Below are 23359 nucleotides of genomic sequence, written 5' to 3' on the forward strand. Positions count from 1 at the left end.
TTGCGATGAGCGGAGCTGCTACCAGCCACCGATCACGGCTGTCTCACTGTCAATGAGACGATGCGGCGTACGATTGGCATCATGACAAGAAGACTGGGGAAGGCAACAATCCAGGAAGCCCCCCACGCATTCAGCCACCTTGCTCCGAAATCAGGACCGAAGCCGACACCCGTGATCGTTGCTACCGCGGAAACTATGGCCGACATGAATATCGAAAGAAGTAAGGGCGCTATAAACCGAGCGAAGCTGTGTGGAAGCTTCAAGTGCGAATTTTTGTGCATTTCTTTTTCCCTCTCTGTTCAAGTTGCCGAAGCTTGGCGCTGTGCCAAATCCCGAATGTAGTCTCGAAGCGAGCGCGGTTTGCGTCCGAGTGCAGCTTTGAGCGACAGACTGTTCCCTCCCAAACCGAACTGCCTGTAGTGGTCATGCACTTTCGAAAGCAGATGCAGCTGATGGTCGCTGTAGGGAAGGCGTGAATGCTCTGCCCAATCAGGAAAGCTTGGTTCAAGCGCTGCTATTGGATATCCGAGCTCATCGGTGAGGGCCGCCACGATCTCTTCACGATTATACATGCCGGCGCAAAGTTCCAGGGTGGCAAACGTCAGTCTATCCTCGGTCAAAGCTATTGCGGCGATTTCCGCAACGTCCCGATAGTCCACACGGGCGATCCTGACGTCTGAAGGAAACGGTTCACCAAAGGCACGATCTTCGAGAACTGATGACCACGCCAAACCAATGTTCTGCATGAAGTTTGCCGGATGCAGGATGGTATATTCCAATCTGGACGAGTAGAGAGCATCCTCCACCGCTATCTTGCTTGCATGATTTTTGAGGCGAGTGTTGGTCGGCTGAATAACCGAGGAGAACACAAATTTTCGAACCCCTGCCTGATCTGCAGCTTCAACCAGAGCAACGCCCAAAGCCGCCTCATCCAGAGCAAAGGCGGGTCCGATGTGAAATATCCCGTCGACTCCGTCGACGGCTCGAGCAAGGCTCTCACGGTTGCGAAGATCGCCCAGACAAATCTCGGAGGCACCGGCGGACCGGACGGCGAATGCCTTTTCGTCATCTCTCACCAGGGCCCGCACGGTTACGTTTCGTTTAACCAGCTCAGGCACCACCAGACTGGCAAATTTACCAGTGGCACCGATAGTGAGAACTTTTAGGTCTGCACGTTCCATATTCCAACTTCCCTCACCTGACATGATGGCAACAAGCTAGAATATCTCGACTGGCGTAACAATTACTGGTAGATGCAAAGCAGTATCCTGTTTATCGAGATAATCATGGGCCGAATTGAGGATCTGGAAGCGTTCATCGCAGTAGCGGAAAATGGCAGTTTGACAGGAGCAGCACGAACATTGAAGCGATCGCTGCAAGCTGTCAGTAGATCGTTAGCTGCGTTGGAAGCAGAGATTGGCATTGAGCTTGTTCACCGAACGACGCGTCGATCTACACTCAGCGAGGCGGGGCAAACATTTTTCTTGCGGGTGAAGCCAGCGCTTTCGGAGATCGAAAGTGCGAAGCTCGAAGCTGTCGAACAACGCGCTGAACCATCGGGGACGCTGCGCATCGGCGCGCCCGTACTTTTTGGTCCAGACTACCTGGTTCCGGTGATCGCAGCATTCATGCAGGACTATCCGCGAATTGAAGTAGAGCTGCAATTAACGGATGCGTTTTCGGATCTGGCCGCAGAGAATCTCGACCTCGTCTTGCGCATAGCCGATTTGCCAGACTCGGGACTGCAGGGGAAACGGCTGGGTGAGTTGCGGCGAGTAGTGTTTGGAGCTCCTGCTTACTTTGCGCAACATGGGCAGCCGACCCATCCGTCCGAGCTCAAACGTCATTCTTGCATTGTCAGGACCATCGATCAACAAACTGGGCAGTGGAAGTTTCAAGTTGCAGGCAAGCCGTTTACGGTGCCCGTACGAGGCCCGTTTCGCACCAACTCGATGACAGCAGTTTATTCTGCTGTGAAGAGCGGTATCGGAATTGGCTATTCGCCCCTTTGGCAAATCAAACAGCTTGTCGATAACGGAGAGGTTCAAATCGTATTGGATAAATTTGAACCCAAACCAGTTCCAATTCATGCGCTTTGGCAGGAAAATCAGTTCCCGCCCGCGAAAGTACGGGCGTTTGTCGATTATTTAGCGCAGTTGCTTCAGATTAGTCATCTCTGATTGGCGCAGCCGGCAATGGGTACGATCAACATCGACTCTTTTTACAGAGAGTTTGGATTTCACCCACCCGGTGTCACAATATATCTATCACCCCAGCGTCCAATCCCGACGATGGCTCCCGATCGCTCGGTGCCATCGTCGCGACTGGAATATCAAAAACTGACCCCAAGCCTGGCGTTGAAGCCATGCTGCTGCTCATCGGCAGCAAGCCGACCCTGATATGAAATTGCCAGGATTGCGCTTTCGGCAAGATCAAGATCGATACCGGCTTCCTGTATTGCCGCGGGTCGCAATGAATTTATAGGATGCAGGATAGTTTCACCGAACCAACTTGCCTTTAGCGCGATTTACGTTCGATGAGACCGCCCTGCCGGTCTTTCAATTCGTCTGCCCAGGTCGCGGCCCGCGCAGCCAACGTTCTTAGGTGATCCGCGACAACAAAGCCCGAGACGCTTTTGCGCGGTCTGAAATCATGATCGCCATCCTCCAGCCAGAGCATCTCGATTTCATCGGAGAGCCTGTATTCGGCGACCTCCTCATGGTTCCCAAACGGATCGCGTGTGCCCTGAACGATCAGTGTTGGTGTTTTCATCTCAACAAGATGAGCAGTACGTTGTTGCGCAGGTTTTCCGATTGGATGAAATGGATATCCAAGACACAGGAGCCCCGCGATTTTGCCGGACGCATGAAGTTCATCTGCAATCATGCTGGCAACGCGACCGCCCATGGACTTGCCACCTATAAATAGAGGTCCTCGCGCATGAAGTACTTCTAACGCAGCCAGATATTCCGGAATAAGACTTTCGGCGCGGGGTGGCGGTTTTCGCCCGGCGGATGTCCGCCGGCCTGCCATGTAATTGAATTCAAAACGTGCAACCCGAAACCCAGACTGCGCCAGGGAATTTGCAATAGCTGTCATTGAATCGGAGTCCATGGGCGCACCAGCCCCATGAGCGAGTAAGATTGTCTTATCGGCAGAGTCGTCGCCATCAAAAAGAAAATTTGACATCATCAAAGCTACTGCAACTGAGGCTTTTTCAAAAAGCTGTTGCGATCAGCCGTCTTTATGCGTAGCCATATCTCCCGTCCATTTCGAATGACCCTTATTGGCATCTCGGTTCCGACCGGGCCACTCTTCCAGACTTTTCGGTAGAAATCGGCTAAACCATCGATTTCACCGCCCTCAATTTCAGAGATGATATCACCTTCACGCAGGCCGGCCTGAGCGGCCGGACCATCCAATGAGATGCCCATGACAATAACCTTGCCGTTGCTCTCAGCAGAAAACGCTCCGAGCCAAGGTCGCGGTGGCTTATTGACCCTCCCCTGAACGAGCAGATCGTCGAGGATAGGCAGCAACAGATTGATTGGCACGACCATATTTATGTCGGCGCGATCTCCATTCATCATCGTCTGCAGATGCAAAGAGCCGATACCAAGGAGCTTTCCGTCCGCATCAAAGAGCGCGGCACCGCCCCATGATGGGTGTGCGGGTGCGATGAATATTGCTTCATCCAGTAGATACTCCCAGTATCCAGCAAACTCCTGTTTTGCGACAATTCTTGACCTGACCACCCTCCCCAACCCGTCAATCAGGGTTACCTGATTGCCCAGTGACGCTGCATCAGCATCTCCAAATTTCACCGGAGGAAGATCAAGAGGGGTCATGGGGAGAATGAGGCCAAACCCGGTTTCCTGATCATAAGCGAGTACGTGTCCAGGAACCACACGTCCATCGTGCCGGGTCAGCCAAATTTCCTCGGCTTCAGTAATCAAATAGCCTATCGTCAGCAGTAATCCGTCTGCGCGAATGACCACACCACTACCTTCTCTGACTGTCCCAAGTGCAGATGCAGTAAAGGCGTCGTCCGGAATCACAGAGCGCAAAGCTACAATTGATTGTGAAAGCGTGTTGGTCGTCATGGCATCCATCTCAAGCGTGGAGGGTAACGTATTTTATATGAAACAGCGAATTGATGACTTCTGTTCCAGTTGTCAAACCGCACCGCATGCCTAGACGCAAAGTGCATCCACGACATTCTTGAACGCAGGCGAGTTCTGACGTGGGCCTGGATATTAATATATGCACATCGGTGAATTGACTGAAAGGACGTTCGACCTCTCGAAATGCGCCAACTGCTACAGGTTCCAACGTGAGATATAGGAACGGATTGCCTATTTCCTCCGGGACGGGTGATGTTGCCTTTGGCTTGCACACAAGGAGAATGACGCAGGCCAAAGCCGCGATCGCAGCGCCGATAAAAAATGCGAGAGATTCTTACCGCCCAACCAATGCGCGAATTTTTCATGCAGAATTCTCGTGAGTGGAGCGGATGTTTTGGCTTATTCGCTGCGCTTAAGGCCCGTGAATCTTATGGGCGACCTCACATCGAAACTTCGGTCACGAATACAAGTGACACGACCATCAAGCCAACAAGCGTTGCCAAACCAGCTACGATAGGAGCAACGTCCGCAGAGGTGTAGGGTATGCCCCGCGCTCTGAGCGCCGTCAATACCATCTCTTCGGATTGGTTGGGGCTAAAGAAGAATTGGTGTTCCGAGCCGTCAATAAAAAAAATGATAAAGGAACCTTTCGACCAACGCGCGGACTGCGCACGGACGAGCGCTTCGCTGTAGGTGAGGTCAGAGGCTTCCCTGGTCCATGGGATTTCCATACCGATCATAGTTGCATCCTCCAAGCAGTTGTCGGCGCCCCTACGCTATCTGACGGTCACGGAAGCGGCTCGCACGGGGGCCAGCAGCCTCCCTGCCCCATCAGTGGTCGAGCGAGCCCTGAGCGTAGAAGTGCTGCCGGATCATCTTCGTATACGAACCGAACTGCGCTGAACCCATTACACTGAGATCGCGGGGCCTCGGCAGATCGATATCGTAGATCGCCGCGATCGACCCTGGACGTTCGCTCATGACGACTACCCTGTCCGACAGGTAGACCGCTTCGGGTATGCTGTGCGTGATCAACAGAACGGTCTTCCTCGACTCAAGCCATATCCGCTGCAGTTCGACATTCATCTTTTCGCGTGTCATCGCGTCAAGCGCGCCGAAAGGCTCATCCATCAGGAGTACCTGTGGGTCATGCAGCAGTGCACGGCAAATCGAAGCGCGCTGCTGCATGCCACCGGAAAGCTGCCACGGGTACTTCTTCTCGAATCCCTGCAGGCCAGCCATTGAGATCAGGGCTTCAGCGCGCTTGCGCGCCTCGCCCTTGTTCATGTTGCGCATCTCCGCCTGAAGGAGAATATTATCGATGATGTTCCGCCAGGCAAGCAGCACCGAGCTCTGGAAAACAATGCCGACATCGGTCTGAGGCCCAGAGATCTTCTTCCCGGCGAGTAGAAGCTCGCCCTCAGTAACCGGTGCCAGCCCCGCTACCAGCTTGAGAAGCGTACTCTTGCCGCAGCCCGATGGACCCACGACGGACACGAACTCGCCTTCCTTGATCGAGAGGTCGATCGGTTTAAGAGCCTCGAAAGAACCGAATTTCTTCGTGACACTGTTCAACTGGATCAGTGTCCGTCTCTCCACCGGCTTGGGGAACTTGTCTGTCATCATTTCCTCGGATGCGCGTAGCGTTCTCATAACCGGCCCCTCACGGAAGGAAGGTGTCAGTGTAGTACTTGCCGACATCATTGTCCGATGCCTTGAGCGTGCCAACTGCGATCATCGTTGCGATGGTTTCTTCGACTTGCTCACGCGTCACGCGCAGAGGCCGCAGGTTCTCTGTTTCCTTGGCCTTGAAGAGCGAGATAGCTGTCTTTAGACCCGTCATCAAGCTTTCCGAAGTCCCGGAATTAGGATGAGCCTTGCGGACGGCGTCCACCGCTTCCTGAGGATGTTCGGACGCGTATTCGAAGGACTTGGTAGCTGCGCGCATGAAATTCCTGAGTAGCTCGGGGTTTTCTTGAACGGTCTTGGTATTAACAATGAACGAAGAGCCGATGCTGTTGACGCCGAAGTCAGCGAACAGCATGTTCGTGACTGGTTTGTCCGTGGCCGCTTCGATCTGACTCCCCTGGTCGGTCGCGAAGCCAAGCAGTGCATCAGCCTGACCTGTTATCACGGAGTTGACCTTGGTCTTGGCGTCACCGTTAACCGTCTTGAAGTCATCGGCCTTGAGATTGTTCTTCTCCAGGAAAAGGGGCCATGACTGGGAAGGAGAATCGCCCGCCGTCATGGCGATCGTGAGTCCCTTGACCTTCTCCGGAGTGTCAATTCCCTTCTCTTTCAGGCTGATGACGGCGAAGGGGCTGCGCTGAAGCGCCGAGCCGATGGACACGACAGGAGCGCCCTTGACGGCAAGAGCCATCATAGTTGTCAGGTCGGCGAAGCCGATCATGACGTTGCCGGCAGCAACTGCCTGAACGGTGGGTCCGGAGCCGCGCCCTTCCTGGATTTCGAGATCGACACCCTCCTCCTTAAAGAAGCCTTTCTCCACACCAAGAATGATTGGCGAGTGCAGCCCCGTGACATACCAGTTCAGCATCAGGGTGGCCTTCTCAGGCCCCTGCGCAGCGGCCGGATTTGGTTGGGAAAAGGCACTTGCGAAGGCTACGGCTGCGCCGAAAACCATAGTGGAAATTTTCATTAGACTCTCCTCCTCTTTGTTGAATATTTCAATGCGCGTCAACGATGGCCAGACGGTTGGAGATGTGCCATGGCAGCATCAGTTTCTCGATGATGTCGATTATCACGAACAGCAGCACACCCATGAGTGACAGTATGATCAGCGCGGAGAACATCAGCGGCAGATCGAAATTGCCATTCGCCCGCTGGAGCACGTAGCCGATGCCCGAATTCGAGCCCACGAACTCGCCGACGACAGCACCGACAACGGCCAGCGTGATGGAGACCTTCATGCTTGCGAAGATCGCCGGAAGGGCATTCGGCAGGCTGATCTTATAGAACATCTTCAGTCTGGTACTGCCCATGGACTTCGCCAGGTCGATCATGTCCGACTCAAGCGATTTAAAACCGAGAACGGTGGAAACCACGATCGGGAAAAAGCCGAGCAGGAACGCTACGATGATCTTGGGGAAGAGACCGAAACCGAACCACACAACGAATAGAGGCGCGATGGCAACTTTCGGAATGCTCTGCGAGAACACGAGCAGCGGATAGATATAACTCTCTATCGTCTTGGAATATGCAATGAGCATGGCCAACGGCACACCGATCAGTACGGAAAGCAGAAAGCCGCCAACTGTTGCTTGCAAAGTTGGAACAGTTTCCGACAGCAGCATGGGCCATTGAGCATACATCTGTACCGCGACGTCGAAAGGAGCTGGGACGAGGTAGGGAGGGATATCGAACAGACGAATGGAAACGTCCCAAACGACAATCAGGAAAAGGACCAGTAGCACCGGCCTCACGAGCGGGGAGTTGAGTATCCGCATCAGGACTTCCTCCACGCTTCCGTTTTTTGGATATGACTCATCACGTAATCTCCTCCTCTAAGAGTTCTGTGGTGTCGGCCAACCAGGCAGATCTATGGACCTGCGGCCGGTGAATCCTGGCCTCGAAACGCTCCGGGTAGCGATTTTCCTCCCGCTCAGATCGCGCCTCTACAAGCTTCCCACGGCTCAACCATCCCGTATAATTCATTAATTCACCAATTAGGGAATTAGTGTGCAACTTCGTGTTGGAAGTCAATAGGGCACCCCTCGATTTCAGTTGAATCCGATTGAAATTCGCATGAGGATCATGCCAGATCGCTCGCTGATTACAGACACAATCCTCATATTTCTCCCTGCAGGCATGTCAGCAGTTGGCAGCTCTATCGACGATTGTGCGCATCACTTCGTCGGCGTCTCGTTTCCACCAGTTATTCGCGGAGAATATCTCCACCTCGTTGAGGCCTTTAAAGCCGTTAACCTCAACCCGTGATCTAAGTTTCTGGATGTCTATTATACCGTCGCCCATCATGCCGCGGTCGAGTAGCAGATCCGTGGTGGGCACTAACCAATCGCAAATATGGAACGCCATCAGGCGTTCCGGTCCCGCCCTGTCAATCTGCTCCTCGACCTCCGGGTCCCACCAGACGTGATATACGTCCACTGCCACCCCTATGCCTGGACCAAGCCTGTCGCAGATATCGAGAGCTTGTCGCATGGTGTTTATGCAAGCTCGGTCTGCCGCGTACATCGGATGGAGTGGCTCAATGGCGATATTGACACCACAGGTGCGGGCATACTCCAGCGATTGAGCAAGCCCTTCCTCGACGATCTGCCTGGCTCCGGCGATGTCTCTGGACCCGGGAACGATGCCGCCGACGACCATGACGAGGCACTCCGCACCGATCGTCGCCGCGTCGTCTATGGCCCTCTTATTGTCATCGATTGCCTTCTGGTCCAGCGGGTTTTCCATCGTATACCAACCTCCACGGCACAACCCCGAAACGGACAGGCCTGCATCACTGATAAGTCTGGCAGCTGTATTTGCTCCGAGCTCCTCAAGCTTGTCGCGCCACGGGGAAATCCCGCCGAAACCGTGACGTGCGCAGCCCTCAATAGCTTGACGAAGGTTCCACTGCGCCCTGACGGTCGCTGTGTTGAGTGACAGATGTTGTGCGCTCAGCATGTCACACTCCGATTCCATACGTGGCCAGAACCCGTGCAGCGCGCTTGGCGACACGATCGGCGTCGTCGAAGAGACCCGCCTTGCTTGCCAGACGCACGATCTCAGCAAGATGCTGGGCAGATCGCGTGCTCTGCTGTCCGCCGAGCATCGTGAAGTGATCCTGATGCCCGTTCAAATAGGCCATGAAGACCACGCCCGTCTTATAGAAACGGGTTGGAGCCTTGAAAATGTGCCTCGATAGCGGAACCGTGGGATCGAACGCGACATGGTAGGCCGCCTTGTCTCCCTTGTTCAAAGCGCCGAGCGCCTGAGCCGCGGCGGTGGCGATCGGATCGAAGATGCCGAGCAGAGCATGGCTGTAGCCGTGCTCGTCCCCCGCGATAAGTTCCGGATAGTTGAAATCGTCGCCGGTATACATCCTCACCCCTTCGGGCAGGCGACGCCGCATAGCGATTTCTTTCTCCGCCGACAGCAGCGAGATCTTGATACCGTCGACCTTGGAGGCGTTCTCGGTGATCACGCTGAGGCACGTCTCCATCGCCGCCATGTGATCTTTGTCGCCCCAGTAACCTTCGAGCGCCGGATCGAACATCTCTCCGAGCCAATGAAGGATGGCAGGCTTCTTTAGAGAGCCCAGAATGCGTCCGTAGACCTTTCGGTAATCGTCGGGAGAATTGGCGACTTTCGCAAGCGCGCGCGAGGCCATGAGTATGATGCGTCCTCCGGCTGCCTCCACCGCCTCGCACTGCTGCTCATACGCGGCGATAACGTCTTCAATTGTCACGGTGTCCGAGGCGGGGAGATGATCTGTTCCGGCACCGCAGGCGATCAGGTGTCCGCCAGCCCTTGCCAGAGAGACGCTCCGCTTGATGAGTTCAAGCGATGTCGGCCAATCCATGCCCATGCCGCGCTGCGCTGTGTCCATGGCTTCGGCGACGCCGAAACCTTTGGACCAAAGATGTTCACGGAACGCAAGCGTCCGGTCCCAATCGACGGCGCAGTCGAGCCATGGATCATTATCGGCAAAGGGATCAACGACCACATGGGCAGCCGCATACGCCGTCCGGTTCCACTCAGCTCCCTGGATAACCGTCGGCGCAGACGCGATCTCGAAGTTCTCGAGTCCACCATCTCTTGTAGGAAGAATAACCGATGCCATCGTCATAACTCCAGATCTTCAATATCGATCCAGCGGCGTTCGCGGGCGCTTTTGTATCCCGCTTCGGCGAGTTGGACGCCCTTCGCACCCTCAGCGAGCGTGTAGCGCCACTCAGAATCCTCAAGAACATGGCGCAGAAACTGCTCCCACTGGACCTTGAAGCCGTTATCGAACGGTACGTTGTCCGGAACCTCCTCCCACGATTCGTAGAAATCGAGCGGTTGAGCGACGTCCGGGTTCCAAACAGGCTTCGGCGTATTGACCCGATGCTGGCTGTAGCACTTGTGAAGACCGGCAACAGCCGATCCGTGGGTTCCGTCGATCTGGAACGTCACCAGGTCGTCACGGCGGACGCGGGTGCACCAGCTCGAGTTGATATGTGCGACGACACCGCCTTCCAGCATGAACGTCGCGTAGGCAGCATCATCGGCGGTGGCCGCGTATTCCTTACCCGCTTCATCCCAACGCTTGTCGATGTGGGTCGCAATCGTGCAACTAACCGATTTGACCGGGGCGATGACGTTGTCAAGTACGTAGCGCCAATGGCAAAGCATGTCGGAGACCATGCCGCCGCCATCTGCGGCGCGATAGTTCCAGCTCGGCCGCTGTGCGGGAAGATAATCGCCTTCGAACACCCAATAACCGAACTCCCCCTTCACAGAGAGAATCTTGCCAAAGAAGCCGCTGTCGCGCAGGCGCTTCAGCTTGATCAAGCCAGGGAGATCAAGCTTGTCGTGGACAATGCCGTTCTTCACGCCTTTAGACTTCGCGTATTTCGCGATCTCTACCGCTTCTTCAAGGCCTTCGGAGATCGGTTTTTCGCAGTAGACATGCTTGCCGGCATCAATTGCCTTGCGCAGCAGGGTTGGACGAAGCTTCGTCGAGGCTGCATCAAAGAAAATTTCGTTGTAAGAGTCGGCCAGTGCGGCGTCGAAATCAGTGGTCCAGCGCTCGACGTTATGCGTCTTGGCAAGACGCTCGATCTTCGAGCTGTCGCGACCAACGATGATTGGATCCGGCACCACGCGGCTGCCGTCAGATAAAACCACGCCACCCTGATCCCTGATTGCGAGCACCGACCGGATGAGATGCTGATTCATTCCCATCCGGCCCGTCACGCCGTGCATTACGATACCAATCTTCCTGTCCTTGGACATTGTTAGGCCTCCCGTGTTGACAGTTACCTGTCCTGCGATATTTCCGATCAATTCACCATTTGGAGAATTAATCGCTTTATTACAAACATCAGCGCGTTTGGCAAGTTGACAATTCATCAAACGGTGAATTATTTAAGACTATCGGTGCAGAAGGTCGCGTCCCAACGGAAGCCCCAACACCTGCCACCGCCGTGCGGTCGTCAGCTCCAAATGATAAAGCCGATCAGCGTGCAATCCGTACCTAAGGAAGAGTGACGATGGCCCTTGAACCTGGCGCAAACGACGTTCCGATCATGATTGATGGATGGACTCATATCTTTCCCGAGGAGTACTTTGAGAAGATCAAGTCCCTCTCAACCGCTGCCGGACCGCTAAAGCGCTGGGTTACCCTCACACCGCTGTTCGACCTTGGCGAACGCTTTCGGCTGATGGCCAAATTTGAGGGGTATCAGCAAGTTCTGACGCCATCCATGCCAGCCTTCGACGAGATCGCTGACACACAGGAAGCCGCAACATTGGCGAGGCTCATGAACGATGGGTTAGCGAATCTTGCACAACGCTTTCCGGATCGGTTTCCCTATTTCGTGGCCGGGATTGCCATGACAGACGAAAGCGCGGCCATCTCGGAGATAGAAAGAGCAGTCCAGCTTGGCGCCATCGGTTTCCAGTTGCCAACTCACGTCCAGGGCGTTGCTCTTGATCATAAGAGGTTTTCCGGCATCTGGGATGCCCTCGCCGCGACAGGCCGCCCGGTCTGGCTTCACCCAATCAGGGGACCGACGGCAGATTATCCCACCGAAGAGAAATCTAAATTCGAGATCTGGTGGTGCTTCGGATGGCCATATGAAACGACCGTGTCTATGGCGCGGCTTGCACTGTCGGGATTGTTTGACCGCCACCCGCATCTGAGGATCATCACCCATCACATGGGCGGGATGATCCCGTTCTTCTCCGGTCGCATCGAACAGGGACTGGGCTTCGAAATGGGATCAAGGACACCTCCTGTCGATGCGCATCTGCTTCCCAGTGGTCTGAAACATCCGGTATCAAAATATTTCAAGGCGTTCTATGGCGACACGTCCCTGTCCGGGGCCGCCGGGGCGCTTCAATGCGGTCTGGACTTCTTCGGCCTTGATCATGTGGTCTTCGCCACTGACTTCCCGTTCGACGCGGAGGGCGGTTCATATCTCGTCCGGGAAACACTTCGGTCGTTCAACGCAGCTGGACTGTCGAAGGATGAAATCTCCACAATCGGCCACCACAACATCCAGGCTCTGTCGAAGTCTTCCTTCGATTCACAGTTCTGAGTGCCATGGAGCCCGCATCTGGCGCTCGACAAAGGCCTTATTCATACTAGACTTTGGAAAGATACTCAAAAATGTTAACCCGAGTTCTAAGATTGATCCATTCTCTGAGGAGATTAAATCGATCCGATATCATCTCATGCGAAAGGCTAACGCCCAATGGCGCGACGTAAATTGAACGCATCTGCGTCTGAAGACGAAAGCTCAACAGATGTCCTGACGAAATTTCGCGACGCCGACCGCTCCAAGAAGTTGATACTGGATGTTGCTGGAGAGGAGTTCGCCGAGCACGGTCTCGGGGGTGCCCGCATGGCCCGCATCGCCGAGCGGGCCAACCTCGACAAGAAACTGATCTTCTACTACTTCAAAAACAAGGAAGGGCTGTACACAGAGGTAATTGCCAACGCCTACGCCAAGATTCGTAGTGCAGAGTCCGACCTTCATCTAACCGAACTTGATCCTGCGGAAGCGATTTGTCGCTTGGCTGAATTCACTTGGAACTATTATGTCGAGAATCCGGAGTTCATCACGTTCTTGAACAGCGAGAACCTGCACAGAGCAAGACACATCCAGACACTTCCAAACATCCAGAACCTCAACTCTCCTCTTGTCTCCATGCTGGGAACCATTCTCCAGCGCGGCGAGGCTGCAGGTACGTTCAAGAAGGGGATTGATCCGGTCCAGCTCTATATCTCGATAGCTGCGTTGTCGTACTTCTACCTTTCAAACAACTACACGCTATCAGAGATCTTCGGACGGAACCTTCTTAGCGAAGACGCGCGGAAGGAGCGACTGGAGCATATAAAGCAGATTGTCTTAAGCTACGTCACAATCCCGGAGCCCAGCGCGGCAGCTGCTGAACACTTGGAGTGAGCTTAACCGTGGAGAGGAATGTTTTTAACTACCGCTCGACTCTCCCCGAAAAGCCGTCTCTCGATTATAAAAACAGTGGCAGGTCTTGATTACATCGCCAATTTCCTCGCATACTTGAAAGTGCGAAGCTTCTGCAAAACCCCGCATCTCAGTTTGATCACGTCGATCGCTCTTTGTGGCTCTGGATGGACATCATCGCCATGCGGCCGCGCTACGCCTGGGGCTCACGCTCGTGCTCGTCATGGAGTTCGACTACCAAGAGGTTCGCTTGGGCAGCTGGCGGGCGGGCATCAATTTTGATCCAGATACGATTATGGATCGTGCCCAGCGAGGCTTGCTCCTTCCGCACAAGTCGACGCGGCATATATTCCCGATTGTCGACACGGCCCAGGTGCCGCTCCAGGAACTTGTTAGGCCCGGCGCAGGATAAGGAGTATGAAGGGCGCACCGATAACGGCAGTCATCAGGCCGACGGGAATTTCTACTGGTGCAAATATTGTGCGCCCAAGACAATCAGCCGTGACCATCAAAATTGCCCCGACGATCAATGTCACGGGCATCAGATTCCTGTGGCGACCAGGAGAAAGAAGTCTTGCCACATGGGGTGCCATCAGGCCTACGAAGGAAACAGGCCCGAAGACGGCTGCAACCAAACTGGCGCACAGAGCCCCCATCAAAAGGTGGGCCCATTGGGTCATCTTCACGTTCAGGCCGAGGCTCGCCGCTTTCCGTTGGCCAAAACCCAGCATGTCCGTGACAGCGAGCAGGAAATATGCAAGCGGCCCCATCACCAGTAACCCGGCAGTCAGAACCAGGAGATCGTCTGCGCTGAAGCCATAGGTGGAACCGGCCAGCCAGGTAGCAGCTTGACTGGCCTGAAAACCACCCCCGATTACCAGCGCCGTTGCAGCAGAAGCAGCAAAAGCAGCCAGTCCAAGACCGATCAGGGCCAGAGCCGAGGGTGCAAGATGCAATCGCAAACCCAGAACACCGATGAGAGTAGCTGCGGCCAGTCCGCCAACTATTGCACCTGTCTGCACTCCGAGAAAACCAAACTGCGGAAAAACAAGGATCATGATGACCGCGAAAAGACCCGAGGTTTGTGTCACGCCGACAAGCTCAGGACTCGCCAGAGGGTTTCGGATCACCCCCTGAAGAACAAGCCCCGAAAGCGCCAGAAGCGCACCACCCAGAGATGATCCTGCAATCCGAAGCGCACGGAGTTCCAGAATTTGTTGTATATCAGGCGTGGCTGAACCGGTGAGGAATGCATATAGCTCCTGAGGATTGGAAAACCGGCCTCCGCTCATGAGGCCAAGAGTGCTGATGACGACAAACAGAACCAAAAGCGTGGCAATCTTCGGAACTTTCGGAAAGCCGTAGCTTAAGCGTCGCCGTGTTGCGAACTCGACAACTGAATGGTTCTCGCGCGCATGGCGCCAGGCCAGAAAAACAAGCACGGGTGCTCCAATCATCGCAATGGGAACACCGACTGATAATTCACCAGCATTCGCAGACAGCCGTAACACGATAAGATCAGCTCCGATCGTCAGAGCTATGCCAACAAGCATGGCAGAGGGAAGAAGAACCATGTGCCGGGTTATTCCAGCCATGCGCATGAGGTTTGGCGCTACCAATCCAACAAAGACCACCGGACCCGCAAGCGTTACGGCCAAGGCGGATAACCAGACGCCGATAGTCAAAGCAGCACCGCGCACAAGGACTAGATTTTGCCCGAGCATTCGGGCTGTATCATCACCCAGGGCAAGAATGTCGAACTGTCTTGCAAAAAGCAGTGACAGGAGGAAAGCCGGCGCAAACCCTATCAAAGCATTGATGGGTACATTCCAATCAGTTTGAACCAGACTGCCGCCGCTCCACAGGTAAAGGCTGGCACCAGCGGTCTCGTTCAGCAAAGCCAATGCGGCGGCAGCTGCACCTGCCATGAGAGACACCGCCATACCGGACAACGCAATCCTGACCGGCCCCGTTTCATTTCCCCGCGAAACGATCCACGTAATGCAACCTGCTGCAATGCCGCCCACGGTTGCTGCAAGTGTGTGTGGTAGAACGAGAGCAATTCCCGGAATAACCGCAGCCAGTGCAACGAATAACTGAGCACCGGCGGTTACTCCAAGGATCCCCGGCGAAGCCAGAGGATTGCGCGTGGCAGCTTGAAAAAGCGTACCTGCAACTGCAAGGCACGCGCCGGTTAGAATAGCAGCCAATGTTCTGGGCAGACGCAGGTAATGAAGCAACATGCCAGCCGGATCGTCGTGCGACGGCTCCAGAATGCTCCCAATGATTATTGAGAACGAAGCATCAATGCCAAGCCGCATGTGGCAGTATATAAGCAGAAGTACCCCGGCAACACCCGCAGCAGTTATCATCAAGCCAACGGTAGGCCTGTCTGAAGCGGCAGAATTCATGATTGCAGCAAAGTCTCGGTGATTTGGCCAATAAATGCCTGGGCAGCCGGTATTCCGCCAAAGGGCCATACAACGTCAGTAAGGGGATGGAACTTATTTGCCCGAACGAAAGGCAGACTTTGCCATAACGGGTTTTTTGCAAGTCTGCTGTAGCTGTTGTCCGGTCCTATGGCTACTCCAAGAAAAGTAACATCACCAAGGCCAAGGAGTGCCTCAGGTCCTATCGTCGTAAAGCCATAGCCCTCCGATTTGCCATGCCAGGCATTGACGAGACCTATCCCATCCAGCAACCGCACCGGCAAAGAGTTTTGAGTAAACAGCCGGACATTGTTCACGCCAGCTGGAAACTGCGCAAATACAATGGGGCCGGTTATGCCTTTGGCTGCAAGTTTTCCGGCTTTTTCCGCGACAAACTGATCAAGCTCAGACTGCGCACGTGTTGCTACGGCATCGCGCGCGATCTTGTGAGCGAGCTCACGCAGCTCATCCAGCATCAGTGCAAGCTGATCATTGTTCCCGGCCCCGGTCTGCGTGTATGTATAGAGTACCGTTTCGGCAATTTCGGACAGCTGCGCCCGGATTCTCTCGTGACGAAAATTAACGCCAAGGATGATGTCCGGTTTTGCCGCGATAATGGCTTCCAGAGAAGGCTCCTGCCGCCGTCCCATATCGAGCGTGCCTCGAGCCTCCAGAGCCATCTCATCGGTTGAAAACTGGCGTTTGTATTCGGCAAGATCGGCAATGCCAACAGGGGTTATGCCAAGCGAACGGGCATGATCGGCATATCGCCATTCCAGCGCCACTATGCGGGGCGCCTTGGTGCCCGCCCAAGCTCCCCCCGATGCCGACCAAGTTGCCGTCGCGGCACAAAGACGCAAAAAATGGCGACGGTCGATGATTGTCATTGCTTATCCTGATATCGAAACGGTTTGAAGCCGCGAGAAGGAACAAGGATCGGCCCACCGTCCTCTGGATGGGATAAGCTCAGCACCTGTACGCCAAAAATATCATGGACAACGTGTGGGGTGAGCACAGTTTCAGGAGCACCATAGGCGACACAACGTCCCTGAGATAAAACCATGACGTCGTCGCTGTAAGCTGCAGCTTCATTCAAATCATGTAAAATCCAACAGACTGCCATGTTGCGTTCCCGATGCAACCGGAGAACAAGTTCAAGAATCTGGATTTGATAACGCAGGTCAAGGTAGGTCGTTGGCTCATCCAGCATCAGAATTTCAGTTTCTTGCGCGAGAGCCATGGCAATCAACGCCCGCTGCCGCTCTCCTCCTGAAAGCGCTCCCATTGGCCGGTTGGCCAGATGTGACAGATCTGCGATAGACAAAGCTTCGTTAATCGCCGCCCTGTCGCTCGCAGTCTCCATCCGCCATAGCGACCGATGAGGGTGACGTCCACAAGCAACAAGATCACGTACCAGCATTGCTGGCGGCGTCTGCATGTCCTGCGGAAGAAAGGCGACGGATCGAGCAAAGTCCCGATTACCAATGCCCGAGGCATCATGTCCGGACAGCATGACACGGCCCGATGACGGCTTCTCCAACCGCATCAGAAGCCGCATCAATGTGCTTTTCCCTGATCCGTTTGGCCCAATCAACGCAGTGATCCGGCCGCGTTGAATGCGGCAACTGACTGCATCAATAATAAGACGGCCACCAACTGAAAATGAAAGATTTTCTCCGGCAAGAGCCGCCTCGCCATTCATGGACGAGGCAGTTTTTGCGGTGTTGGGGATCATTACCATTCAGTTTCGTAGGCTATCTTGAACGTCGTGCCGGGTGATTTGATATGACTGGTGTTGTTGGAGTTACGCAACAATTGCGCATAAACATTATAATAATTCTCATTGAAGATATTATCTACGCCAAGTTGCAGTTTGCCGCGCTCCAGCTTGAACTCACTTGAAAGATTAAAGACAGCAAAATCATCGACCTCTCTTCCACCGAAAGCAACGCCGTCTTTGAAGGCGTCATCCCTTGATCCGCTGTAGATTCCCTCAAGACGCAGTGTCCACCATTCCTTTGGCATGTACTCGACGTAGCCCGTCAGTTTGACTGGCGGGATTCGGAAACCATCAAGTGCAATCTGCTTGCCCTGTGCCGTTGTACGTTCGCCGGTCGTGAATGTCGCTGTTCCGCCTACAGCCCATTGATCATTGAAGCGATAATTGGCAGCCAGCTCGAAACCTTTGATTTCTTCAGGATCGCGGTTTTGAACAAGAATGAAGTCCACCGTACGCAACGCACCTAGCTCCGACTTGCTTAAGAACACAGCTGCACTTCCGGTGAAGTCCCCGTATGACGCACGAATACCCGCTTCGTAGTTGTCATAGCTCAGCGGCTTGATATTGCTACCGCTCAGGTTGAAACCAAGCGGAGCCTGGCGAAGCTGAATGCCTATATCTGAAAGATCATAGGATTGTGAAAAGTCGGCAAACAGGCTTATGCCATCCACGAATTCGTAATTGACTCCAATGTTATAAAGAGCACTGGAAAAGTCCAGATTGCCGCCTGTGATGGGGGTACCGGTAATTGTCGTGTAAGGATCCACCGAAAGATCCGCCCATTGTTGGCGGACGCCGCCTCGGACTGTGATCCGATCCGTTGGTTTCACCTCCAATTGAGCGAAAACAGCGTACTGGTCAAGTTTGAAAGGCGGCGTCCAGATTGTTGTACGTGTGCGATCAAAGACTCGCCCGTTACTGTTGTCGAAAGCTTCTCCATCAAAAAGATCTGCGGGTCCGACCGACTTTTCCAACTGAGTATCCAATCCCCACATAAGGCTGATCGGAAGATCATCACTAAGGGGAATAGGTGTATTGAGAACGATACTGCCACCATAAACATCGCTCTCGAAATATGACTGGATGATTGCAGCACGATTGGAGATTCTGCGGGCGTCCGCAGGATAGAACCTTGATTCCGCACGCCGTGCAAAGACCTGTGCGTCCAGGGTTCCGCCAAGAATGTCCTCATGTTTGTAGTCGAGCGTTCCTTGAATGTTAAGCAAGCCTCCTTGCTTATCAAGTGCCAGCCCGTCAATTGCACGCGCTGGCACCGCACCTGGCGGCGCACTGGTAACGCTGATATCCGCAGCATAGTCGCTATCTTGCTTTATCTTTTTGACAATTAGCGAAGCGCCGATGCTTTGATCATCAAAATGATGCCGTACCCGGCCAAAGAAACTGCCCGACAGAGTATCAAAGAGATCGCCTTGGCTAGGTTCAGGAGCAATCCGATCACCATTGGCATCAAATAATCCCCTGTTGATGTCCCCAGAAAAAGAAAGGGCGTAATCAGTGTCATTAACACTGCCTTGCACAGATTGCGAAAGCCGTCCTTTGATGCCTTCGCTACCAAAGTTGGTAAGGCTATTGCCGACCTCGAAACGCGTCTTGAAGCGAGGCTCTCCTCCGCCTTGCAAGGTCGTAATATAAATGATGCCACCAGTCGCGCCGTTGCCGTAAAGTGCCGAGCCGCCGTGAACGACCTCGATCTTTTCAATGGCAGAGATATCGACATTGAAAAGATCACGGGACGTATCACGGTTGAGCTTTTGTGGAACGCCATCAATCACGACCAGAGCGCTGCGTCCACGAAGACCTTGACCAAATGTAGTGAATGCACCGGTCGAGAGGCCAAAACCCGGCACGACCTTGCCTAGCAGGTCAGTAATATCTCGGGAGTTCGCTTGTAGCTTCTCAATCTCGTCTTTGTCCAGAACCGTCACATTGCGGGTCATGCTTTCCGGAGACGACGCCAAGCGATCAGCTTTGATTGTGATGGTGTCCAGCATCACCGATTCAGAAGCATCCTGAGCGAGGGAAGACTGCAAGCTTAAGCTTAACGCAAGTGTAGATATTGAAGTTACAAAAAAACTATTTTTTAATCGCATAGCACGCCCCCGTGTTGTTAAAAATTAATTGCCCCATGTGCTGATGAGATGTTTGACATCCGGTCGCGCTCGGTCGGCTGGCCACTTGATTGGCGTTCCGACTGGGAACAAACCAAGGATTCTTTCTTCTGTTGCCAAACCGAAAATTTGACGCACTCTTTCGGAAACAGATGGCCATCCGGTCAACCATATTGATCCGTATCCGCTGGCATAAGCGGCATGAAGAAAGGTCGTAGCAACTGCCCCGGCACACAGAAGCTGGTCAAGTTCCGGAAAATTTGATGTGGGTTTGGGACACCATATTAGAAATACGATGAGCGGTGGCCCTATCAGCCAAGCGCGAAGGCGAGAAGCCATAGCGAGCCTGGCTTTCTCATCCTCTTCTTCAAGGGCGTGTGCGCGCAAAAGTTCCTCGAGCAGTTCTTCGGCCTGATGGTCTCTCACAAGCACAAACCGCCAAGGAACCAGCATGCCGTGGTCCGGAACACGCGAGGCTATTGCAAGAATATCAGCCAGCTCCTGATCGTTGGGTGCGGGGGCCTTCAAGAGGGCGGGTGGAACAGAACGGCGATGATTCATTGTCTCCAAAGCCGCGCTACGCAGGTCATTATGCCATAACTTGGGTAGAGGCTCGTGCAACGATGATGTCATATTCTGTTCCTTATGCCCGCCGTATAAACCATGGCCATCAAGTGCGTCAATAAATATGAGTAAAAAAGTCCTATTAAAATCACAGGTTTCTCTCAGTCAGTCTCCCTTGTGGAATCGGCGCAATTTAGCCGGGACTGGGCGGGACCTGGGAATGTGGCCTGATAGAAATCCTGTATACAGTTGCAGGGATTCTTGAGCTGGAATGAATAGGCCCTTACAGATTAATTCAGGTAACGCGCGGAACATTCAGGCGCGCTACCAGTTCATGAGCATGGAGGAATTGCGATGTTCATAAAGTCTCTCGCCGTCGCTACACTTATTGGTCTTTCTGGAATTGTTCTGTCCGGGTGCGTCGCAGATGACGGAGGCACCGGTTATTATGGTGGTTCTGGAGGATACATCTCCAGCTATCCCGATAATGGGTACTATGGTAGGGATCGTTATGACCGCCGTGACAGGTATTCGCGCGAAAGCAGACGCGATCGCCACTGGAGAGATCGCCCGCGGCGTGAACGCCCTGACCGGGATGACAGGCCTAGCCGACCCAATTGGAGTGATAATAACAATCCCAGGCCGCGCCCGCCAGTCGTAGAGCGTCCGGATCGATCTGATCGACCAAGCAAACCAGAGCGTCCTCGGCTTACTAAAGAGCGCAGCCTGTCTTCTGATGCCCAAAAATCCATCCGCGAACAGCAGGGTGTCGGCGGAACCAAGCGCATTTTGCCCCGGATGCCGGGAACGTCCGACCAGAACTAACCGGGCAGGTGGCTCGAGGCTCTTTTGAAATCAGAGCCTCACGCCACCAAGCTTCATATGCCTGTTGACATCCTTATATAGCAGATAGCGAAACGGCTCAGGACCACCGGCGTAGCAAGCCTGTGGGCAGAAGGCACGCAGCCACATGAAATCACCCGCTTCGACCTCCACCCAATCCTGATTGAGGCGATAGACCGCCTTGCCTTGAAGGACATAAAGCCCGTGTTCCATGACATGTGTCTCAGCAAAAGGGATAACAGCCCCCGGTTGCAATGTGACGATAGTGACATGCATGTCGTGACGCATGTCCGAAGGATCGACGAAACGCGTCGTTGCCCACCGTCCATCGGTATCGGGCATGACAGTCGGGGCAATATCGTTATCATTAAGAAGAAGCGGCGGCGGTGTTTCAATGCCATTCACCGCCTCATAGGCCTTGCGTACCCAGTGGAAACGAACGTGTGCGTTCGATATGTTTAACACCTGCCAATTGGTCGAAGGCGGGATGAAGGCATAGCCGCCGGGCTGCAAGGTGTGCCCTTGGCCTTCAATTGTCAGTTGCAATTCCCCCTCTACGACAAAGAGAACGCCTTCGGCTTGCGGGTCGATTTCGGGGCGTGTGCTGCCCCCTCCGGGTGCAACTTCCATTATGTATTGTGAAAAAGTTTCAGCAAAACCGGATAGCGGCCTGGCAATGATCCAGCACCGCGTTTTTTCCCAAAACGGCAGAGAACTCGTAACGATATCCTGCATCACCCCTTTCGGGATTACCGCATAGGCCGTGGTAAACACCGCACGCCCCGTGAGAAGCTGACTTTGCGCAGGATGCCCGCCTTGCGGCGCATAATATGGATTTTGGGACATGGTGGACTCCAGAGTCTGGTAAGAAACCTTGTGCTCAATCTTGCACAGGACTTCGCATGTCAAGCGGAACTATGGGAAGTATTTAACGCACTCAGCTTACATGGTTGAACACGACCATTTTATCGTCCGCCATTTCTTCCATTGTCCACGGAATTCCGCCAACGCCATAACCTGATTGGCGACGACCGGAAAATGGCATCCAGTCGGTTCGGAACGCGGTGTGGTCGTTAACGAGCACAGCTGATGCATCAAGATGTCTGGCAGCTTTCAATGCAACCGCTATATCCGAAGCGAAGACACTTGCCTGAAAGGCAAAAGGCAGTGAATTGGCGATACTGATCGCTACATCAAGATCGCTGTATCCGTAGATGCAGGTTAAGGGCCCAAACACTTCCAACCTGGATACTTTCGTATCAGGACCCGGATTGAGCAGGATAGATGGAAGCAAGGTTGTTTCAGACAGACGGCCGCCACCGATTTGTGTTGCTCCTTGATCCACAGCTTCCTTGATCCAAGCTTCTACGCGATCCACCTCTTTAGGCAAAATTAATGGCCCGACTTCTGTATCCTTCAAGGCGGGATCACCAACACGTAAAGCGATGACTTTAGCGGCGAAAGCTTCGGTAAAACTGGCCAGTACGTCTTCATGCACGAAAAGCCGCTGCGATGAAACGCACACCTGTCCGGCATGATAATAGCCGCCTTTAACGACGCTGGCGGCAATCCTGTCGACGTCCACGCCGCGGTCGATAATGACAGGAGCGGCACCGCCATGCTCCAGCGCGCAACGCGTACCGGGCGGAAGCTTGCTTTTCAGATACCAGCCAACCTTGGCAGAACCAATGAAACTCATGAAGGCAATGCGGGAGTCCGTTGCCAGTTGCTCTGCCAGCGCATTGTCCTCGGTAAGAAAAGTCTGGCACCAGCGCTCTTCAAGTCCGGCTTCCCGAAAAAGCTTCACGAGTTCGATACAGGAAACAGGCGTTGTGGAGGCAGGCTTGATGATAACCGGACAGCCAACAGCAATCGCGGGTGCAATCTGGTGAACGATCAGATTGAGCGGATGATTGAATGCGGAAATTGCCGCGACAACACCAATCGGCTCTTTTGTCGTGAATGCCCACCTATTGGCGCTCGCAGCAGTAAGCCCCATCGGGATTTCCTTGCCGCCAAAATTGCGCAATTCATCGGCTGCGTTCAAAAGCCCATCAATTGCCCGCGTTACTTCAACGATGGCGTCGGGCAGCGGCTTGCCGCCTTCACGGGCAATCATTATGGCAAAGCGGTCGCGATTTGCCTCAAGCAGCGCCGAGGCTTTGCGCAAAACAGCCATCCGCTCATGCGTTGGCAGCCAGCCTGCCTTATCAGCAAATGCTTGCGCAGCCATCTGCAGCTTGCGCTCCAGGGCATTACCGTCGTCGGCTGGGATCTCCTGAATGATTGCGCGGTCAAACGCCTGATACACTTTCATCGCAAGCCTCAT

The 23359-nt window shown here is 54.0% G+C and carries 22 protein-coding genes; 4 read left to right on the forward strand and 18 right to left on the reverse strand.

The window, feature by feature from the left end; all coding sequences use genetic code 11:
- Positions 1 to 32: 32 nt before the first annotated feature.
- Both ACYJL1_RS20450 and ACYJL1_RS20455 read right to left on the reverse strand, forming a co-directional pair.
- Positions 33 to 281 carry a DUF2798 domain-containing protein gene (locus ACYJL1_RS20450; protein ID WP_460898882.1) on the reverse strand — a complete coding sequence of 83 codons (249 nt, stop codon included), beginning with the start codon at positions 279 to 281 and terminating at the stop codon, positions 33 to 35.
- Positions 282 to 299: 18 nt separating this feature from the next.
- A complete protein-coding gene (locus ACYJL1_RS20455; RefSeq protein ID WP_460898884.1) occupies positions 300 to 1181 on the reverse strand; it encodes an NmrA family NAD(P)-binding protein in 882 nt (293 codons plus the stop codon).
- Between the two features lie 105 nt (positions 1182 to 1286).
- Here ACYJL1_RS20455 and ACYJL1_RS20460 point away from each other — a divergent pair, with 105 nt between their 5' ends.
- Positions 1287 to 2180 (forward strand): LysR family transcriptional regulator, encoded by an 894-nt coding sequence (locus tag ACYJL1_RS20460; protein WP_460898886.1) that lies wholly within the window; start codon positions 1287 to 1289, stop codon positions 2178 to 2180.
- A gap of 337 nt (positions 2181 to 2517) precedes the next feature.
- Here ACYJL1_RS20460 and ACYJL1_RS20465 read toward each other — a convergent pair whose 3' ends face one another.
- From ACYJL1_RS20465 to ACYJL1_RS20505, 9 genes are all read right to left on the reverse strand, one after another.
- Positions 2518 to 3192, reverse strand: a complete 675-nt coding sequence (locus ACYJL1_RS20465) for an alpha/beta hydrolase family protein (protein WP_460898888.1) — start codon at positions 3190 to 3192, stop codon at positions 2518 to 2520.
- A 5-nt stretch (positions 3193 to 3197) separates the two neighbouring features.
- A complete protein-coding gene (locus ACYJL1_RS20470; RefSeq protein WP_460898890.1) occupies positions 3198 to 4103 on the reverse strand; it encodes a S1C family serine protease in 906 nt (301 codons plus the stop codon).
- A gap of 461 nt (positions 4104 to 4564) precedes the next feature.
- A complete protein-coding gene (locus ACYJL1_RS20475; protein WP_460898892.1) occupies positions 4565 to 4864 on the reverse strand; it encodes a hypothetical protein in 300 nt (99 codons plus the stop codon).
- A gap of 91 nt (positions 4865 to 4955) precedes the next feature.
- A complete protein-coding gene (locus tag ACYJL1_RS20480; RefSeq protein ID WP_460899182.1) occupies positions 4956 to 5750 on the reverse strand; it encodes an ABC transporter ATP-binding protein in 795 nt (264 codons plus the stop codon).
- 37 nt (positions 5751 to 5787) lie between these two features.
- Entirely contained in the window at positions 5788 to 6783 is a 996-nt protein-coding gene (locus ACYJL1_RS20485; RefSeq protein WP_460898895.1) for an ABC transporter substrate-binding protein, read from the reverse strand.
- A 28-nt stretch (positions 6784 to 6811) separates the two neighbouring features.
- Complete coding sequence (locus tag ACYJL1_RS20490; RefSeq protein ID WP_460899183.1) at positions 6812 to 7591, reverse strand: ABC transporter permease; 780 nt, start codon at positions 7589 to 7591, stop codon at positions 6812 to 6814.
- A gap of 364 nt (positions 7592 to 7955) precedes the next feature.
- Complete coding sequence (locus tag ACYJL1_RS20495) at positions 7956 to 8771, reverse strand: sugar phosphate isomerase/epimerase family protein (protein WP_460899184.1); 816 nt, start codon at positions 8769 to 8771, stop codon at positions 7956 to 7958.
- A gap of 4 nt (positions 8772 to 8775) precedes the next feature.
- The gene (locus ACYJL1_RS20500; protein ID WP_460898897.1) at positions 8776 to 9933 is read right to left on the reverse strand and encodes a dihydrodipicolinate synthase family protein; all 1158 of its coding nucleotides are present in this window, start codon (positions 9931 to 9933) and stop codon (positions 8776 to 8778) included.
- Positions 9934 to 9935: 2 nt separating this feature from the next.
- Positions 9936 to 11090 carry a Gfo/Idh/MocA family protein gene (locus ACYJL1_RS20505; RefSeq protein ID WP_460898899.1) on the reverse strand — a complete coding sequence of 385 codons (1155 nt, stop codon included), beginning with the start codon at positions 11088 to 11090 and terminating at the stop codon, positions 9936 to 9938.
- Positions 11091 to 11347: 257 nt separating this feature from the next.
- Between ACYJL1_RS20505 and ACYJL1_RS20510 the strand changes: the two genes are divergently transcribed.
- The gene (locus tag ACYJL1_RS20510; protein WP_460898901.1) at positions 11348 to 12397 is read left to right on the forward strand and encodes an amidohydrolase family protein; all 1050 of its coding nucleotides are present in this window, start codon (positions 11348 to 11350) and stop codon (positions 12395 to 12397) included.
- A gap of 156 nt (positions 12398 to 12553) precedes the next feature.
- Positions 12554 to 13267, forward strand: a complete 714-nt coding sequence (locus ACYJL1_RS20515; RefSeq protein WP_460898903.1) for a TetR/AcrR family transcriptional regulator — start codon at positions 12554 to 12556, stop codon at positions 13265 to 13267.
- A gap of 410 nt (positions 13268 to 13677) precedes the next feature.
- Here ACYJL1_RS20515 and ACYJL1_RS20520 read toward each other — a convergent pair whose 3' ends face one another.
- The 5 genes from ACYJL1_RS20520 to ACYJL1_RS20540 form a co-directional block, all read right to left on the reverse strand.
- Complete coding sequence (locus ACYJL1_RS20520) at positions 13678 to 15696, reverse strand: iron ABC transporter permease (RefSeq protein ID WP_460898905.1); 2019 nt, start codon at positions 15694 to 15696, stop codon at positions 13678 to 13680.
- Complete coding sequence (locus ACYJL1_RS20525; RefSeq protein WP_460898907.1) at positions 15693 to 16601, reverse strand: ABC transporter substrate-binding protein; 909 nt, start codon at positions 16599 to 16601, stop codon at positions 15693 to 15695. The genes ACYJL1_RS20520 and ACYJL1_RS20525 overlap by 4 nt, the downstream gene beginning before the upstream one ends.
- On the reverse strand, positions 16598 to 17449 hold the full coding sequence (locus ACYJL1_RS20530) for an ABC transporter ATP-binding protein (RefSeq protein ID WP_460898909.1): 852 nt from the start codon (positions 17447 to 17449) through the stop codon (positions 16598 to 16600). Before ACYJL1_RS20530 ends, ACYJL1_RS20525 begins: the two co-directional genes overlap by 4 nt.
- Positions 17449 to 19506: a TonB-dependent receptor gene (locus ACYJL1_RS20535; RefSeq protein WP_460898911.1), complete on the reverse strand. Its 2058-nt coding sequence runs from the start codon at positions 19504 to 19506 to the stop codon at positions 17449 to 17451. Before ACYJL1_RS20535 ends, ACYJL1_RS20530 begins: the two co-directional genes overlap by 1 nt.
- 123 nt (positions 19507 to 19629) lie before the next feature.
- Positions 19630 to 20256 carry a nitroreductase family protein gene (locus ACYJL1_RS20540; protein WP_460898913.1) on the reverse strand — a complete coding sequence of 209 codons (627 nt, stop codon included), beginning with the start codon at positions 20254 to 20256 and terminating at the stop codon, positions 19630 to 19632.
- 285 nt (positions 20257 to 20541) lie between these two features.
- Between ACYJL1_RS20540 and ACYJL1_RS20545 the strand changes: the two genes are divergently transcribed.
- Positions 20542 to 21012 (forward strand): hypothetical protein, encoded by a 471-nt coding sequence (locus ACYJL1_RS20545; protein WP_460898916.1) that lies wholly within the window; start codon positions 20542 to 20544, stop codon positions 21010 to 21012.
- Between the two features lie 30 nt (positions 21013 to 21042).
- Here the strand turns inward: ACYJL1_RS20545 and ACYJL1_RS20550 are convergent, their stop codons facing one another.
- Together ACYJL1_RS20550 and ACYJL1_RS20555 are read right to left on the reverse strand one after the other, a co-directional pair.
- Positions 21043 to 21876 (reverse strand): bifunctional allantoicase/(S)-ureidoglycine aminohydrolase, encoded by an 834-nt coding sequence (locus tag ACYJL1_RS20550; protein ID WP_460898918.1) that lies wholly within the window; start codon positions 21874 to 21876, stop codon positions 21043 to 21045.
- A 91-nt stretch (positions 21877 to 21967) separates the two neighbouring features.
- On the reverse strand, positions 21968 to 23359 hold the full coding sequence (locus tag ACYJL1_RS20555; RefSeq protein ID WP_460898920.1) for an aldehyde dehydrogenase family protein: 1392 nt from the start codon (positions 23357 to 23359) through the stop codon (positions 21968 to 21970).

The sequence above is a fragment of the Phyllobacterium sp. K27 genome (assembly GCF_054796155.1).